Raw genomic sequence first — 16,244 nt, forward strand, 5'->3', positions numbered from 1 at the left:
GTGCGAAACGCGTGAGCCGGGTGTCCCGGAGCCCATTAGGGTGAGGACATGCCAGCCAGTTACGCGTATCTCGGCCCTGAAGGCACCTTCACCGAAGTCGCCCTGCGCACTCTCCCGGAGACGGCGACCCGGGAACTGGTCCCGTACGTCTCCGTGCAGTCCGCGCTCGACGCGGTGCGCACCGGCGAGGCCGAGGCCGCGTTCGTGCCGATCGAGAACTCCGTCGAGGGCGGCATCACCACCACCCTCGACGAGCTGGTCGCCGGCCAGCCGCTGATGATCTACCGCGAGGTGCTGCTGTCCATCACCTTCGCGCTGCTGGTCCGGCCCGGCACCAAGCTGTCGGACATCAAGACGGTCACCGCCCACCCGGCCGCGCAGCCCCAGGTCCGCAACTGGATCAAGGCACACCTCCCAGACGTCGCCTGGGAGTCGGCCGCCTCCAACGCGGACGGCGCCCGGCTGGTGCAGGAGGGGCGGTACGACGCCGCCTTCGCCGGTGAGTTCGCCGCGGAGCGCTACGGTCTCGAGGTGCTGGAGGCCGACATCCACGACGCGGAGAACGCCCAGACGCGCTTCGTGCTGGTGGGCCGGCCCGCCCGGCCCGCGGCACCGACCGGGGCGGACAAGACGTCCGTAGTGCTCTGGCAGCGCGACGACCACCCCGGCGGCCTGCGCGATCTGCTGGGCGAGTTCGCCACCCGGGGCGTCAACCTGATGCTGCTGCAGTCCCGGCCCACCGGTGCGGGCATCGGCAACTACTGCTTCTGCATCGACGCCGAGGGGCACATCTCCGACCGGCGGGTGGCCGACGCGCTGATGGGCCTGAAGCGGTCCTGCCTCCAGGTGCGCTATCTGGGGTCGTACCCGCGTGCGGAGGTCACGCCCGCGGATGTGGACGCACTGCGTCCGGGCACCTCGGACGAGGCGTTCGTGGCGGCGGCGGACTGGGTGGCGCGCTGCCAGGACGGCCGGTTCTGACCGCCGGGCCTATCTGCTGATTTTCGTTGTCCACAGAAGTTATCCACAGGTCCGCTTCTCGACCTGGGGACAAGTCGACAACGAAGCGGCATTCAGTCGACATATCCGCCTACAGTCCCCCGCTTCGCCCACAGGGGTCCAGGTCACCCTTCGTCCACTCGTTTCTTGCACCCCATTCTCCGGAGTGACACCGGGTGCCCCGTTTCCACTCGAAAGTGGGGGCCTGGAGGGTTTGGACGGCCCGCCTCCAGGAATGAGGAATGATCACTTCCGTGCATCCACAGATCTTTCGCACAGCCTGTGGATAACTTTTCCGGACTGTGGATCCCTGTGGACAATCACGTCCCAAGTCCCGTTCTCCACAAGGAAATCCGGTCAACCGGGCGCCCGTGCGGCGCCTCGTTCCGGGGAGTCCGCAGCGCTTCATTGACCCCCCGCAGGGGATGTGCCGCCCGCGTACGGCAATAGTGGGTCGAGACCCGACACCACGCACCGGTAGCCTTGACCGCGTGATTGACCTTCGCCTGCTCCGTGAGGACCCCGACCGTGTGCGCGCCTCGCAGCGCGCCCGTGGAGAGGACGTCGCGCTCGTCGACTCCCTCCTGTCCGCCGACGAACGGCGCAGGTCGTCCGGCGTCCGCTTCGACGAGCTGCGCGCCGAGCAGAAGGGCCTCGGCAAGCTGATCGGCAAGGCCGCCGGAGACGAGAAGGCCGAGCTGCTCAGGCGGGCCGAGCAGCTCAAGACCGACGTCAAGGCCGCCGACGCCGAGCGCGACGCGGCCGACGCCGAGACCCAGGAACTGCTCCAGCGGCTCGGCAACCTCGTCCACCCCGACGTGCCCGTCGGCGGCGAGGAGGACTTCGTCACGCTGGAGACGCACGGCACGCACCGCGACTTCGCCGCCGAGGGATTCGAGCCCAGGGACCACCTGGAGCTGGGCCAGCTGCTCGGCGCCATCGACGTGGAGCGCGGCGCCAAGGTCTCCGGCTCGCGCTTCTACTTCCTGACCGGCGTGGGCGCCCTCCTGGAGCTGGCGCTGGTCAACGCGGCGATCGCGCAGGCCACGGCGGCCGGCTTCACGCCGATGCTCACCCCGGCACTGGTGCGCCCGCAGTCGATGGCCGGCACCGGCTTCCTCGGCCAGGCCGCCCAGGACGTCTACCACCTCGACAAGGACGACCTGTACCTGGTCGGCACGTCCGAGGTGCCGCTCGCCGCGTACCACATGGACGAGATTCTGGACGGCGAGCGCCTGCCGCTGCGCTACGCCGGCTTCTCGCCCTGCTTCCGTCGCGAGGCGGGCTCGCACGGCAAGGACACCCGGGGCATCTTCCGCGTGCACCAGTTCGACAAGGTCGAGATGTTCTCCTACGTCCTTCCCGAGGACTCGCAGGCCGAGCACCAGCGCCTGCTGGAGTGGGAGAAGCAGTGGCTGACGTCGCTGGAGCTGCCGTTCCGGGTGATCGACGTGGCCTCGGCCGACCTGGGCTCCTCGGCCGCGCGCAAGTACGACTGCGAGGCGTGGATCCCGACCCAGGGCAAGTACCGCGAGCTGACCTCGACCTCGGACTGCACCGAGTTCCAGTCCCGCCGGCTGTCGATCCGCGTCCGCGAGGGCAAGAAGGTGCGCCCGCTGGCCACGCTCAACGGCACGCTGTGCGCCGTTCCGCGCACCATCGTGGCGATCCTGGAGAACCACCAGCAGGCCGACGGCTCGGTCCGCGTTCCCGAGGTGCTGCGCCCGTACCTGGGCGGCCGGGAGGTCCTGGAGCCGGTGGCCAAGTGACTGACACCGGCCCCGCCGCGGTCCCCGGCACCGGTTCCACCGGGGGCTTCCCCTACCGGCTGATCGCCACCGACCTCGACGGCACGCTGCTGCGCGGCGACGACACGGTCTCGCGGCGCACCCGTGACGCGCTCGCCGCGGCCACCGCGGCGGGCGCGGCCCACATCGTGGTCACCGGGCGAGCGGTGCCGTGGACCCGGCACATCCTGGACGACCTCGGTTACGAGGGGCTCGCCGTCTGCGGCCAGGGCGCGCAGGTCTACCACGCCGGGGAGCACCGGCTGCTGACCTCCGTGACCCTGGACCGGCAGCTGGCCGGGGTGGCGCTGGCCAAGATCGAGGCGGAGACCGGTCCGCTGTACCTGGCGGCGAGCCGGGACGGACTGGAGGGCGACGTGCTGGTCGGCCCGGGCTACGCGGTCGGGGGCGACCTGCCGGCCGTGCCCTTCACCGACGCCTCCGACCTGTGGTCGGCGCCGCTGAACAAGATCTACATCCAGCATCCGACCCTGTCGGACGACGAGCTGGCCGAGACCGCCCGCCGCGCCGCGGGCGGGTTCGTCACGGTCGTCATGGCCGGGGCGGGCGTCGTCGAGCTGTTGCCTTTGGGCCTGTCCAAGGCCACGGGTCTGTCGCTGGCGGCCCGTCGGCTCGGTCTGAAGGCGTCGGACACGATCGCGTTCGGCGACATGCCCAACGACGTCCCCATGTTCGGCTGGGCGGCCTGGGGTGTGGCGATGGCCAACGCGCACGAGGAGCTGAAGGCGGTGGCCGACGAGGTGACGTCCTCCAACGACGAGGACGGCATCGCGGTGGTGCTGGAGCGTCTGTCGGCCTGACGCCGACGCGGGGCCCGTCTCCTCGACGTGGCCCCGGCACACGGTCCGGACGGCGCCGGCGTCCCCGTCGGTCGGCCCACGCGGGGTGACCCGCGTGCTCGAAGCGGCCTCCCGTTGCGCCGGCGCCGTCCGTCCTCGTGCATCCCCCACAGTGCCGCCACGGGAAGCCGGGCGCCACCGATTAAAGCGGACGTACGCCGCGTTCCCGACGGGTCGCGGTCACTCCTCCCCGGCGAGCGTCAGCGACCGCAGCTTCTGGCCGGCGTACCAGGTGGCGAGCACGGTCACCACGGCGAGCAGCACCGTCGCGGTCGGCAGACCGACGTCGGAGGTCACCAGATTCCCGTCGGCGACCTTCTGGGCCACCGCCAGCGACCACTGCTGGACGCTCAGCGTGCGGGCCCCCGCCACCAGGGAGCCGAACAGTGCCTCCCAGACGAGGGCGTAGACGAGCCCGAAGACCACCGCGTGCCGGGACACCGTGCCCAGCAGCAGGAACAGCGCGGCGTAGGCGATGGAGGCGACCAGCGCGGCGATCGTGTAGGCGATGGCGACCTGCTGGCCGTTGCCGTTGAGGATCAGGCCCGCGAGCAGCGTGGGCACGGCGGAGAAGACCATCGTCACGGCTATGGCGACGATCAGCTTGGTGAAGATGATCGTCGGCCGCTTGATCGGCTTGGACAGCAGGTACACGACCGAGCCGTCGTCGATCTCCGGGCCGATGGCGCCGGTACCGGCGATGACGCCGATGATCGGCACCATGGTGGCGAGGGCGAACCCGCCCAGCACGTCGGCCGAGGTCTGGTCGTCGGCTCCGGCGAGGGCGCGCACCGCGACGGCGATGACGAGCAGCAGCAGGGGGAGAACGCCCAGGATGAGGGCCCGGCGGCGGCCGAGCAGGGCCCGGTAGGTGAGTCGGGCGACTGTGGGGTCGTACATTCTTCGGCCTCCTACGCCGCGACGAGATACGAGAAGACGGACTCGAGGGACTCGTCGGACGGCGAGACCGTGAGCAGCCGGATGCCGTGGTCGCGGGCGACCTTCGGCAGCAGGACCGTGAACCGGCCGAAGTCGACGGCCTGGATGCGCAGGGCGCCCTCGGCGAGGTCGACCTCGATGCCGGAGGTCGACGGGTCGGCGATCAGCGCGGCCGCGAGGGCCCGGTCGTCGCTGGAACGCACCAGGTAGCGGTGCGGCCGGTCGGTCATCAGGCGGCGGATCTTGCGGAAGTCGCCGCTGGCCGCGTGGCGTCCGGCGACGATGACCTCGATGTGCCAGGCGAGCTGTTCGACCTCTTCCAGGATGTGCGAGGAGAACAGCACGGTGCGGCCCTCGTCGCCCATGCGCCGCAGCAGGTCCATCAGCTGCATGCGCTGACGCGGGTCCATGCCGTTGAACGGCTCGTCGAGCAGGAGCAGCGACGGCTGGTGGACGAGGGCGGACGCCATCTTCACGCGCTGGCGCATGCCCTTGGAGTAGGTGGCGATCTTCCGGTCCTGGGCGTAGGCCATCTCCACGGTGGCGAGGGCCTCGTCGGCCGCCTTGGCCCCGAGCCCGTGCAGTTCGGCGTTGGCGAGGACGAATTCGCGGCCGGTGAGGAAGTCGTACATCGCCTCCCGCTCGGGGACGATGCCGATCTGCTTGTAGATGTCCTCGTTGCGCCAGACCGGCTGGCCGTCGAGCGTGACGCTGCCGGTGGAGGGGGCGAGGAAGCCGCCCATCATGTTGATGAGGGTGGACTTTCCCGCGCCGTTGGGGCCGAGCAGGCCGGTGACGCCGGGGCCGATCGTCATGGTGATGTCGTTGACGGCGACCACGTTGCCGAACCAGCGGGAGACGTGGTCGATGTTCAGCGTGGTCACAGTCCCACCTTCTTGTAGCGGCGCATCAGCAGGCCGTAGGCGCCGGCGATCAGGCCCAGGGTGACGAGGACGTAGACCGCGCCCTCGCCGTTGCTCGGGCCTGCCCCGCCGGGGGAGGCGGAGGTGGCGCCCAGGAAGGCGGACTGCACTCCGTCGATGAGGGTGATCGGCGAGAACAGGCCTATCCAGGGGACGGCCCCGGAGCTGCCCTGGTCGTCCGCGATGGCCTGGAGCGTGGAGACCGCGCCGTAGGTGATGGTCAGGACGGCGATGACGGCCGCGATGCCGAAGCCGCGGCGCGGGGTGACCGATGCGACGACCAGGCCGAGGCCGGCGAAGAGCAGGGAGAGCAGTGCCACGGAGACCAGTCCCTGGGCGAACCCCTTGGTCTGGTCCGCGAAGTCGAGTTTGGCGAGCAGCGCACCCACGTAGAGCACCAGCAGGGGTGCGGCGGTGAGGATGAACAGGGCCGAGGCCAGCGAGGCGTACTTGGCGCGCACGTAGTCGGAGGTCTCGATCGGCCGGGAGAAGTACAGCGGCACGGTCTTGAAGCGCAGGTCGCGGGAGACGGACTGGGGGGCCTGGGCCGCGACGTAGAGACTGATGACGGCTTGCAGGAGGATCGCGTAGCGCGTGTAGTCCACGGGCAGGTCGTTGGTCTTGGTGGCGACGGCCACCGCGACCATGATGCCCGCCGGGAGGCACATCACCACGAACAGCAGCGCCGGCAGCACCTTGGACTTGGCCGAGCGCCCGAGGCCGTAGGCACCGCGCAGGGACTGCGAGTACAGCGAACGGCGGGCGTAGGCGCGGCCGAGGCGGGGGCCGTCGTAACTGCGGTAGCCGATGTTGTGGATGCGGGTCTGGTCACCCGGTGCCACCGTGGCTGTGGGCTGTTCAGCTGCCATGGCCGACCGCCTCCTTCCGTGCTGCGTCGCTGTCGGTGAAGACCTCCGAGATGTGGTGCCGGCGCTGCTCCATGCGGACCAGGCCGAGGCCGAGGTCGGCTATGACGTCGCGGACCAGGTCGTAGGTCTCCTCGCCCGCCGAGGTGAGCAGCAGGACGTGCCCGGCGCCGGGCAGGCCGCTGCCGTCCTGGACGGTGACCCCGCGCGCGTCGAGCGCGTCGCGCACCGCGCGGGTGCCGTCGGGGTGTGCGTCTGTGTCGGTGACCTCGATCGCGAGGGTCGTGGTGGTCTGGGTGAAGTCCGTGGTGGAGCTGGAGCGCAGCAGCTTGCCGCCGTCCACGACGACGACGTGGTCGCAGGTGCGCTCGAGCTCGCCCAGCAGGTGCGAGGTGACCAGGACGGAGATGCCGAAGTCGGTGTGGATGCGGCGGATGAGGCCGAGCATCTCGTCGCGGCCGACCGGGTCGAGGCCGTTGGTCGGCTCGTCGAGGAAGACCAGCTGGGGGTCGTGCACGAGGGCCTGCGCGAGTTTGACCCGCTGCTTCATGCCCGTCGAGTAGCCGCCGATGGGGCGGTAGCGCTCCTCGTAGAGGCCGACGTGGCGCAGGGTGTCGGCGGTGCGCTCGCGGGCGGCGGCGGGCGGCAGGCCGGACATGCGTGCCATGTGGACGACGAACTCGGTGGCCGAGACGTCGGGCGGCAGGCAGTCGTGCTCCGGCATGTAGCCGACCCGCTCGCGGATGTCGGCGCCCTTGGTGGCGACATCGAGTCCGAGCACTTCGGCCCGGCCCTCGGTGGCGGGAGACAGACCCAGCAGGATCTTGATCAGGGTGGACTTGCCGGCGCCGTTGGCACCGACGAGTCCGGTCACACCGGGTCCGACGTCCACGGAGAGCCGGTCGAGCGCGGTCACCCGGGGGAACCGCTTGCTCAGGCTTTCGGTCGCGATCACAGTCACATCGATGACAGTAGTGACGTCCGCCACTGCGGTCGTCAGACCGCAGAGCCGTCTTGGCGTCAGACTCGAGTAGTACGGGCCCGTAGGGGATGCCGTACCTGAGAGCCACGGCACCGGCTTCCGAGCCGCCCCGGCCGTCCTATTGACGTCGGGTCTAACAACTGGGAGATTCGGCGGCGTCACGTTACGGACGAGTAGCACGGTCGGCGCGGAGGGCGTCGCGACGGTGCGGACGGTGGGACGGGGGTGGCACGGCATGGGTGACCCGATGGCGACGACAGCCACGGCGACGACGGCGACGGCAACGGCCGGGCTCCGCGCGGAACTGCGGGGTTTCCGCGAGGTGCAGCGCCTCGCCTACGAATGCGCCGAGGCCGTGGCCGCCCGGCTGGAGCCGGGCGTGACCGAGCGCGACGCCGCCCGCATGCAGCGCGCGTGGCTGCGGGAGCGGGGTGTGCGGGACTGGTTCCACCTGCCCTTCGCCTGGTTCGGCGACCGCACGGCGTTCACGGGCTTCCGGGTGCCGCTGCAGTTCTTCCCCACGAGTCGCCGGCTGGAGCCGGGAATGCCGTTCATCCTGGACATGGCGCCGGTGTACCGGGGATTCACCGCCGACATCGGCTACTCCGGGGCGCTCGGCCCCAACCCCGTGCAGCACCGGCTGGCGGCCGACCTGGCGGCGCACCGCGAGCTGATCCTGCGCGAGGTGCGCGAACGCAGGCCGCTGCGGGAGATCTACGAGGACGTGGACCGGCTCATGGTCCGCCAGGGCTGTGCCAACCGGCACCGCGCCTATCCCTTCGGCGTGATCGCCCACAAGGTGGACCGGGTGCCGGAACGGCGGCTGTCCCCGCGCCTGTTCGGCTTCGGCACGCAGTCGCTCAAGGGGCTGGCCAGCGACGCGCTGCACGGCCACCGCGAGGGCTGGTCCCCGCTGTGGTCCCCGTACCGCTTCTCCGACCACCCGCCCCACCCGGGGCTGTGGGCGGTCGAACCCCACCTCGGTTTCCGGGGTACGGGCGCGAAGTTCGAGGAGATCCTGGTCGTCACCGACTCCGCGGATCCCGAGGAGAGCGCCTTCTGGCTGGACGACGATCTGCCGCACGTGCGGCGCTGGGCGGAGGAGACATGACGGTGCTGGAGGGTGCGCGGGAGCGCCGGGTGCGCACGGGCGGGGTCGAGCTGTGCGTGGCGGAGCTGGGCGATCCGCGGCGGCCCACGGTCGTCCTGGTGCACGGCTACCCGGACAGCAAGGAGGTCTGGTCCGAGGTCGCCGCCCGCCTGGCCGACCGCTTCCACGTGGTCCTCTACGACGTCCGCGGCCACGGCCGGTCCAGCGCGCCGAGCCCGCTGCGGGGCGGGTTCACGCTGGAGAAGCTGACGGACGACTTCCTGGCTGTGGCCGACGCGGTCAGCCCGGACCGCCCGGTGCACCTGGTGGGCCACGACTGGGGCTCGGTGCAGTCCTGGGAGTTCGTCACGGTCAAGCGCACCGAGGGGCGCATCGCCTCCTTCACCTCGATGTCCGGCCCCTCCCTCGACCACTTCGGGCACTGGATCAACAAGCGTCTCAGGCGTCCCACCCCGCGCCGGGTCGGACAGCTCCTCGGCCAGGGCGCCAAGTCCTGGTACGTCTATCTGCTGCACACCCCCGTGCTCCCGGAGCTGGCCTGGCGCGGCCCTCTCGGCAAGCGTTGGCCGGGCATCCTGGAGCGCGTCGAGAAGGTGCCCGGCGGCGACTACCCGACCCCGTCCCTGCCGTCGGACGCCGCACACGGGGCGTGGCTGTACCGGGACAACGTCCGGCCCCGGCTGCGCAGGCCGCGCGAGGACGCCTACGCGCACGCGCCCGTGCAGCTCATCACGCCCCTCGGCGACGCGTTCCTGTCGGAGCGGCTCTACGACGGCCTCGAGCTGTGGGCGCCGCGGCTCACCCGGCGCACGCTGCCCGCGAAGCACTGGGTGCCGCGCACCCGGCCGGACCGGCTGGCGCACTGGATCACGGAGTTCGTCACCGCCACCGAGGACGGCCGGTCCGAGACGGCGGCGAGCGGCAAGTACGCGGACCGCTTCGGCGGGCAGCTGGTCCTGGTCACCGGTGCGGGCAGCGGCATCGGGCGGGCGACGGCGTTCGCGTTCGCCGAGGCCGGGGCGCGCGTGGTGGCCGTCGACCGGGACGCCGAGGCCGCCGCCCGGACCGCGGAGCTGTCCCGGCTGATCGGTGCGCCGGCCGCCTGGGCGGAGCCCGTCGACGTCTCCGACGAGCAGGCCATGGAGAAGCTGGCGGCCAGGGTCGCCGCCGAGTACGGCGTGGTGGACGTGCTCGTGAACAATGCCGGGATCGGCCTGTCGGGCTCCTTCTTCGACACCACGCCGGAGGACTGGAAGAAGGTCCTCGACGTCAACCTGTGGGGCGTGATCCACGGCTGTCGTCTGTTCGGCCGGCAGATGGCCGAGCGCGGGCAGGGCGGCCACATCGTCAACACCGCGTCGGCGGCGGCCTTCCAGCCCTCCAGGGCGCTGCCCGCCTACGGCACCTCGAAGGCGGCCGTGCTGATGCTGAGCGAGTGCCTGCGCGCCGAGCTGGCCGGTCAGGGGATCGGTGTCACGGCGATCTGCCCCGGCCTGGTCAACACCAACATCACCTCCACCGCGCATTTCGCGGGCGTGGACGCCGAGGAGGAGAAGCGCCGGCAGCGGCGCACCGCCCGGCTGTACGGGGCGCGCAACTACCCGCCGGAGAAGGTGGCGGACGCCGTGCTGGAGGCGGTCGTGCGCAACAGGGCGGTGGTCCCGGTGACGCCGGAAGCACGCGGCGCCCACCTCATGTCCCGGTTCGCACCTCGGATGCTGCGGCGCCTCGCCCGGGTGAAGCCGCCCCTGTAGTTTCCACAGGATCCCCCAACCAGCCTGTGGATAACTCGATTTGACTGTGGATCAAACCCTGGCGGCAAAATCGATCGCGTGACACGCGTCTCACTAGGCAGGCTGGTGCCATGCAACAGGAACGCACGGTGAAGGTGTCCAAGTATCTGTCGAAGCACCTGCGCCACCAGCCGGAGAGTATCGGGCTCACGCTCGACGAGGGCGGCTGGGTCGAGATCGACACACTCGTCGCCGCGGCGGCCGCGCACGGCTTCCCCTTCACCCGCCAAGAGCTCGACCACGTGGTCGCCACCAACGACAAGCGGCGCTTCGCGGTGGAGGGGACCCGCATCCGGGCCAGCCAGGGCCACAGCATCGAGGTGGATCTGCGGCTGCCCGTGGCCACCCCGCCGCCGTACCTCTACCACGGGACCGTGGCCCGGCATCTGGAGGCCATTCGGGCCGAGGGCCTGCGGCCGATGAACCGGCACGACGTCCACCTCTCGCCGGACCGCGAGACCGCGACCCGGGTGGGGGCACGCCGCGGCCGGCCGGTCGTCCTCCCGGTGGACGCCGCCGCCATGCACCGCGACGGACACGTCTTCCACGTCAGCGCGAACGGGGTCTGGCTGACGCGGCACGTGCCGTCCCGCTATCTGCGCTTTCCCGCTCCGCACTGAACCCGCATGATCGAGGGCATGGAGCACCTGCCCACCACCCAGTCCGCCGTCACTGCCCTGCGCGCCATCGCGCAGGAGTACGCGCTGGAGATCGAGGTCACCGACGACATCGGCGCCGACCAAACCTCCCGCCACAGCGCCGCGGGCGTGGGGGTGACCACCGACACCGACGGCTCCCTCCCGCACGAGGCGTTCGTCGAGTTCGGCGGCGTTCCCCGGGTGAGCGTCCGGCTCTTCCATGAGGGCGACGCCCTGCTCACCGTCGAGAACGTGGAGTTTCCCGATGTCGAACGCGACGACGTGCCCGCGTTCCTGCGCTCCGTCTTCGGCGGCCTCGCCCACGTCCACGGGCGCCGCTTCCCGCCCGGATACCGCCTGATCGTTCCGCTGCCGGGCGACCGGGCCTACAAGGAGCATGTGTCGATGCTCCTCCTCACGCCGTGGCTGAGCAGTCGCGTACGGTGACGACGGGGGCCGTTTCACGTGAAACCGGGGGACGGCCGCTTAGGCTCGGAGACATGAGTCTGCGCCTGAGCACCGTGATCCTTCCGTACCGCCGCTGGCACGAGGGCGGCCGTTCGACGTGGACGCGCGCCGAGCAGCTCGGCTTCCACACCGCCTACACCTACGACCACCTCTCCTGGCGCAGCTTCCGGGACGGCCCGTGGTTCGGTGCCGTGCCGACCCTCACCGCCGCCGCGGCCGTCACCGAGCGGCTGCGGCTGGGCACCCTGGTCACCTCGCCGAACTTCCGGCACCCGGTGACGCTCGCCAAGGAACTGATCTCCCTCGACGACATCTCCGGCGGGCGGATCACGCTCGGCATAGGGGCGGGCGGCACCGGCTTCGACGCCACGGCGCTGGGCCAGGAGCCATGGACGCCGCGCGAGCGGGCGGACCGGTTCGGCGAGTTCCTGCCGCTGCTCGACCGGCTGCTGACCGAGGACGCCGTGTCGTACGAGGGTGACTTCTACTCGGCGCACGAGGCCCGCAACATCCCGGGGTGTGTACAGCGGCCCCGGCTGCCCTTCGCGGTGGCCGCGACCGGCCCACGGGGACTGGCGCTCGCCGCCCGCCACGGCCAGGCGTGGGTGACCACCGGCGACCCGAAGCTGTTCGAGAACGGCACCCCCCAGCAGTCGGACCGTGCGCTGCGTCAGCAGGGCGACCGGCTGGCCGACGCCTGTGCCGCGATCGGCCGCGAGGTGGGCGAACTGGACCGGGTCCTGCTCACCGGCTTCACGCCGGAGCGCAGCCGCCCACTGGCGTCCGTGGACGCGTTCGTGGACTTCGCCGGACGCCACCGCGACCTGGGCTTCACCGAGCTGGTCGTCCACTGGCCGATCCCGGACTCGGACTTCGCCGCGGACGAGAAGGTCTTCGAGCGGATCGCGATGGAGGCGCTGGCCCAGCTGAAGGAATGAGGGCGTGGAATCGAGCGGGGACCGGGAGCCGGGCAGGAGAGCCGTAGCTCACATATGTGCGGAGCCGCGCACGGGCGTGCACGCATATGCGTGACAATGACCGGGTGACCTCAGCGACCCGACAGCCCGAGCCCCCGGCCGCCGCCACCCGCCCGCGCCTGATCGCCACCGACCTCGACGGCACCCTGCTGCGCGACGACAAGTCGGTCTCCCCGCGTACGGTCGCCGCGCTGGCCGCCGCGGAGAAGGCGGGCATCGAGGTCTTCTTCGTCACCGGACGCCCCGCCCGCTGGATGGACGTCGTCAGCGCCCACGTCCACGGGCACGGCCTCGCCATCTGCGGAAACGGTGCCGCCGTGGTCGACCTGCACGGCGGCCCCGGCAGGCACAGGTTCGTAAAGGTCCGCGAGCTGCCGCAGGAGAACGCGCTTGACGCCGTGCGGCTGCTGCGGGAGGCGGCGCCCGGCACGGTGTTCGCGGTCGAGCAGACGTACGGCTTCCACCAGGAGCCGGCGTACCCGAAGCTGCACATGGAGGTCCCCGACGACCTTCTGCCCGCCGAGGAGATCCTGGCGCCGGGCGGGCGCGCCGCCACCGAGCCCGTCCTCAAGATCCTCGCCTTCCATCCGGAGCTGGACCCGGACGGCTTCCTCACGCTGGCCCGCCTCGCCATCGGCGACCGCGCCAATGTCACCCGGTCCAGCCCCAGTGCCCTGCTGGAGATCAGCGGCCCCGACGTCTCCAAGGCCAGCACGCTCGCCCTGTGCTGCGCCGAGCGCGGCATCTCGCACGAGGAGGTCGTGGCCTTCGGCGACATGCCGAACGACGTCGAGATGCTCACCTGGGCGGGACGGTCGTACGCGATGGGCAACGCGCACCCGGATGTGATCGCCGCCGCGTCGGGGCGGACGGTCGCCAACAACGACGACGGGGTGGCGGTCGTGATCGAGCGGATGCTGTCGGACCTGCCCTGACCTCCCGCCTCGGCGGACCGCCCGGTCCGGTGCCGCGTCCGGTGCCGCGTCCGGTGCCGCGTCCGGTGCCGTCACAGCGGCACCCCGCGCTGTGACAGCCACGGCACCGGGTCGAGGGCCGAGCCCATCTCCGGGGTGACCCGGACCTCGAAGTGCAGATGGGGACCGGTGGAGTTGCCGGTGCTGCCGGACTGACCGATCCACTGCCCGGCCTCGACCCGGTCGCCCTGGTCGACGGCGACGGCGGCGAGATGGGCGTACTGCGTGTAGTAGCCGCCCGCGTGCTCGACGACGACCTGGATGCCGAAGGCCCCGCCGCAGGACACCTTCAGGACCCGGCCCGTGCCGACCGACCGCACCGGTGTCCCGACCGGCACCGCGAAGTCCTGGCCGGTGTGCCGGTGCGCCCACCGGGACCCGCCGCTGCCGAAGGACGCCGACAGCTCGTAGGCGTCGACCGGGGCCACCCAGGCCGGGCCGGAGGGCACGTCCGGCTGGTCGAGGCGGACCGCGCCGGGGCATGCGCCGGCCGCGACGGAGGAGTCCGCCTGCCCCTCCAGCTGTGACCGCACCACCTCCAGCTTGCTCTCGATCTCCTTCTTCAGCTTCGCCAGGTCGGCGTTGCGCTTCTCCAGCGCCTGCCAGGCCGCCCGCGCCTTCGCCTCCTCGTCGGCGAGCCGGTCCTCGGCCCGCAGGTTCTTCCCGATGGCCCGGTCGACGGCCAGATTCGCCCGGGAGACGGCCCGCTGACCGCGCATCAGCTCCTCGGGATCGTCGGCGAGCAGCATCCGCGCGGTGAGCGGGAGGCCGCCGCCGTCGCGGTACTGGGCACGGGCGATCCGGCCCAGGTCCTCGTGCATGGCGTCGGTCTTCCGCCGCTGCGCGTCGAGCCGGCGCTCGTACTCCAGGGCCTTCGACCGTTGCGCCTCGGCCTCTCGCCGCCCGTCCTCGTACTGCCGGGTGGCCTTCGCCGCGTCCTCGTACAGCCGCGCCGCCTGCGGGCCGAGACCGGCGCCGGGCCCGGCGTCCCCGTCCATGCCGTCGGTGGGGCGGGCCGCGAGCAGGGCGAGTGCGCACAGCAGCACCGGAACCAGCAGCGGACGTCGGTGGGATGAGCGCATGTCAGCGATCGTGGACCCGCGCGCCGCCCGGGGTCTCGTTCAGGTCGTACGAGTGGGGGACTTGTTGCTGCACACGGCTCAGCGCGGCTGCTGCACTCGGGGCAACGCGGCGTCGGCGGCGCTCAGTACGGCGCCTCCCACAGCACGGTCGTGCCACCGCCGTCCGCCCCGATGCCCGGCCCGAGCCGACTGGCACCGCCCACGCTCTCGGCGCGGCGCTCCAGGTTGCGCAGGCCGCTGCGTCGGCCGCCCTCGGGAACGCCGACGCCGTCGTCCGCGACGGTCAGCCGGACGCCCGGCCGGCCGTCCCGCAGGGTCGCCGTCGCGTCGACGACCACCTCGATCCGGCCGGCGTGGGCGTGCCGGAAGGCGTTGGACAGGGTTTCGCGCAGTGCGGCGATGAGGTTCTTGCCGGTCACGTCGCCGACGGAGGTGTCGACCGGGCCGACGAAGCGGTGCGCCGGGGTGAAGCCCAGCGGGGCGGCGGCCATGGTGATCTCGCGCAGTACGCGGGTGCGCAGTCCCGTGGGCGCCTCGGCCGGCTGCTGGAGGGCGAAGATCGCCGAGCGGATCTCCTGAATGGTGACGTCGAGTTCGTCGACGGCGCCACCGACCCCGTCGCGCACCTCGGGCACGGCCGACCTGCGCTGGGCGCTCTCCAGCATCATCCCCGTCGCGAACAGCCGCTGGATGACGAGGTCGTGCAGGTCCCGGGCGATCCGGTCCCGGTCCTCGTACACCGCGAGCCGCTCCCGGTCGCGCTGCGCCTCGGCCATCGTGAGGGCCAGCGCGGCCTGCGAGGCGAACCGGTCGCCGAGCGCGCGCTCCGTCCGGGTGAACGGGCGCTCTCCCCGGGCACGCGGCATGACCAGGCCCCCGAGGACCTTCCCGTCCCGGCACAGCGGCACCAGCATGACCGGGCCGTAGGAGCGCGCCGGTCCGGCGTTCAGGCGGGGGTCGGTGGCGGCGTCGTCCACGAACACGGGCCGACCGGCGAGCAGTTCCGCCACGATGCCGTTCTCGGGCGGGATGACCGCGCCGAGGGCGTTCGTGGGATGCGGCGCGTCGACGGCCACGATCTCCAGGCCGCCCCCGTCGGCCGGCAGCAGGACGATCCCGGCGGCCGCCCCGGACAGACGGCGGGCCTGCTCGGCGACGGTCTGCAGGGCGTCGTCGGTGTCGCCGCCGGACAGCAGGGCGGTGGTGACGGCGACCGAGCCGTCGATCCACCGCTCCCGCTGCTGGGCGGCCTCGTACAGTCGCGCGTTGCCGATGGCGATACCGGCCTCGGTGGCCAGGACCCGGACCATGGCGAGGTCGTGGTCGTCGAAGGGCCCACCCGCGAGCTTGTCGGTCAGGTAGAGGTTGCCGAAGATCTCGCCCTGCACACGGATGGGGACGCCCAGGAAGCTGCGCATCGGCGGATGGTGCCCGGGGAAGCCGCAGGAGCGCGGGTCCTGGGTCAGGTCGGTCAGCCGGACCGGCTCGGGATCGCGGATGAGCGCGCCGAGCAGTCCCTTGCGGCCGTCCGGGAGGTGGCCGACGCGCCGGACCGTCGCCTCGTCCAGACCGTGGTGCACGAAGTCGGCGAGGCCGTCGCCGTCCTCGTCGACGACGCCGATGGCCGCGTACCGGGCGTGCGCCAGGTCGGCGGCCGTCTCGCAGATCCGGCGCAGTGTGGAGTGCAGCTCCAGTCCGCTGCCGACGGACCGCATCGCGTCCAGCAGTTTCGGCACCCGTGCCAGTAGTTCTGCGGAGGCCTCCGCACGGGGCGGCGGGGAGCCGGGAGGCGGCGCTGGGGGCATGACCCGAGCCTAATGAGACCTTTTTGTTCAGGAAAGTCGT

Annotated in this window: 15 protein-coding genes; 9 read left to right on the forward strand and 6 right to left on the reverse strand. The window is 71.8% G+C overall.

Features of this window, described 5'->3' with window-relative positions:
• Positions 1-48 precede the first annotated feature (48 nt).
• The 3 genes from pheA to ACH4D3_RS26865 all read left to right on the forward strand — a co-directional run bounded on the left by pheA (position 49) and on the right by ACH4D3_RS26865 (position 3,607).
• Positions 49-981, forward strand: a complete 933-nt coding sequence (gene pheA, locus ACH4D3_RS26855; RefSeq protein ID WP_121716858.1) for a prephenate dehydratase — start codon at positions 49-51, stop codon at positions 979-981.
• A 509-nt stretch (positions 982-1,490) separates the two neighbouring features.
• The gene (serS, locus tag ACH4D3_RS26860; protein ID WP_398326783.1) at positions 1,491-2,768 is read left to right on the forward strand and encodes a serine--tRNA ligase; all 1,278 of its coding nucleotides are present in this window, start codon (positions 1,491-1,493) and stop codon (positions 2,766-2,768) included.
• On the forward strand, positions 2,765-3,607 hold the full coding sequence (locus tag ACH4D3_RS26865; RefSeq protein WP_398326786.1) for an HAD family hydrolase: 843 nt from the start codon (positions 2,765-2,767) through the stop codon (positions 3,605-3,607). Before serS ends, ACH4D3_RS26865 begins: the two co-directional genes overlap by 4 nt.
• A 219-nt stretch (positions 3,608-3,826) precedes the next feature.
• On the opposite strand, the gene ACH4D3_RS26870 is transcribed toward ACH4D3_RS26865, so the two are convergent.
• Genes ACH4D3_RS26870 through ACH4D3_RS26885 form a run of 4 tightly spaced genes read right to left on the reverse strand, consistent with a single transcriptional unit; the run spans position 3,827 to position 7,329 of the window.
• Positions 3,827-4,546, reverse strand: coding sequence for an ABC transporter permease subunit (locus ACH4D3_RS26870; RefSeq protein ID WP_398326789.1), 720 nt, complete (start codon positions 4,544-4,546; stop codon positions 3,827-3,829).
• A gap of 11 nt (positions 4,547-4,557) precedes the next feature.
• The gene (locus tag ACH4D3_RS26875) at positions 4,558-5,469 is read right to left on the reverse strand and encodes an ABC transporter ATP-binding protein (protein ID WP_398326792.1); all 912 of its coding nucleotides are present in this window, start codon (positions 5,467-5,469) and stop codon (positions 4,558-4,560) included.
• Positions 5,466-6,377 carry an ABC transporter permease gene (locus ACH4D3_RS26880; protein WP_398326795.1) on the reverse strand — a complete coding sequence of 304 codons (912 nt, stop codon included), beginning with the start codon at positions 6,375-6,377 and terminating at the stop codon, positions 5,466-5,468. Before ACH4D3_RS26880 ends, ACH4D3_RS26875 begins: the two co-directional genes overlap by 4 nt.
• Entirely contained in the window at positions 6,367-7,329 is a 963-nt protein-coding gene (locus ACH4D3_RS26885) for an ABC transporter ATP-binding protein (RefSeq protein ID WP_398327067.1), read from the reverse strand. Before ACH4D3_RS26885 ends, ACH4D3_RS26880 begins: the two co-directional genes overlap by 11 nt.
• A 274-nt stretch (positions 7,330-7,603) precedes the next feature.
• On the opposite strand from ACH4D3_RS26885, the gene ACH4D3_RS26890 reads away from it, so the two are divergent.
• The 6 genes from ACH4D3_RS26890 to ACH4D3_RS26915 all read left to right on the forward strand — a co-directional run bounded on the left by ACH4D3_RS26890 (position 7,604) and on the right by ACH4D3_RS26915 (position 13,278).
• The gene (locus ACH4D3_RS26890) at positions 7,604-8,467 is read left to right on the forward strand and encodes a M24 family metallopeptidase (RefSeq protein ID WP_398326798.1); all 864 of its coding nucleotides are present in this window, start codon (positions 7,604-7,606) and stop codon (positions 8,465-8,467) included.
• On the forward strand, positions 8,464-10,221 hold the full coding sequence (locus ACH4D3_RS26895) for an SDR family oxidoreductase (protein ID WP_398326801.1): 1,758 nt from the start codon (positions 8,464-8,466) through the stop codon (positions 10,219-10,221). The genes ACH4D3_RS26890 and ACH4D3_RS26895 overlap by 4 nt, the downstream gene beginning before the upstream one ends.
• Before the next feature lie 110 nt (positions 10,222-10,331).
• Positions 10,332-10,880, forward strand: coding sequence for an RNA 2'-phosphotransferase (locus ACH4D3_RS26900; protein WP_398326804.1), 549 nt, complete (start codon positions 10,332-10,334; stop codon positions 10,878-10,880).
• 6 nt (positions 10,881-10,886) lie between these two features.
• A complete protein-coding gene (locus ACH4D3_RS26905; protein WP_398326807.1) occupies positions 10,887-11,345 on the forward strand; it encodes a hypothetical protein in 459 nt (152 codons plus the stop codon).
• A gap of 53 nt (positions 11,346-11,398) precedes the next feature.
• Positions 11,399-12,304 carry an LLM class flavin-dependent oxidoreductase gene (locus tag ACH4D3_RS26910; protein ID WP_398326810.1) on the forward strand — a complete coding sequence of 302 codons (906 nt, stop codon included), beginning with the start codon at positions 11,399-11,401 and terminating at the stop codon, positions 12,302-12,304.
• Between the two features lie 86 nt (positions 12,305-12,390).
• Complete coding sequence (locus tag ACH4D3_RS26915) at positions 12,391-13,278, forward strand: HAD family hydrolase (protein WP_398326813.1); 888 nt, start codon at positions 12,391-12,393, stop codon at positions 13,276-13,278.
• A 71-nt stretch (positions 13,279-13,349) separates the two neighbouring features.
• Here ACH4D3_RS26915 and ACH4D3_RS26920 read toward each other — a convergent pair whose 3' ends face one another.
• Positions 13,350-14,399: a peptidoglycan DD-metalloendopeptidase family protein gene (locus ACH4D3_RS26920; protein WP_398326816.1), complete on the reverse strand. Its 1,050-nt coding sequence runs from the start codon at positions 14,397-14,399 to the stop codon at positions 13,350-13,352.
• A 122-nt stretch (positions 14,400-14,521) separates the two neighbouring features.
• The gene (locus ACH4D3_RS26925; RefSeq protein ID WP_398326819.1) at positions 14,522-16,204 is read right to left on the reverse strand and encodes a GAF domain-containing sensor histidine kinase; all 1,683 of its coding nucleotides are present in this window, start codon (positions 16,202-16,204) and stop codon (positions 14,522-14,524) included.
• Between the last annotated feature and the right edge of the window lie 40 nt (positions 16,205-16,244).

This window comes from Streptomyces sp. NPDC018026 (genome assembly GCF_044327745.1).
GTDB classification, from domain to species: domain Bacteria; phylum Actinomycetota; class Actinomycetes; order Streptomycetales; family Streptomycetaceae; genus Streptomyces; species Streptomyces rubrogriseus.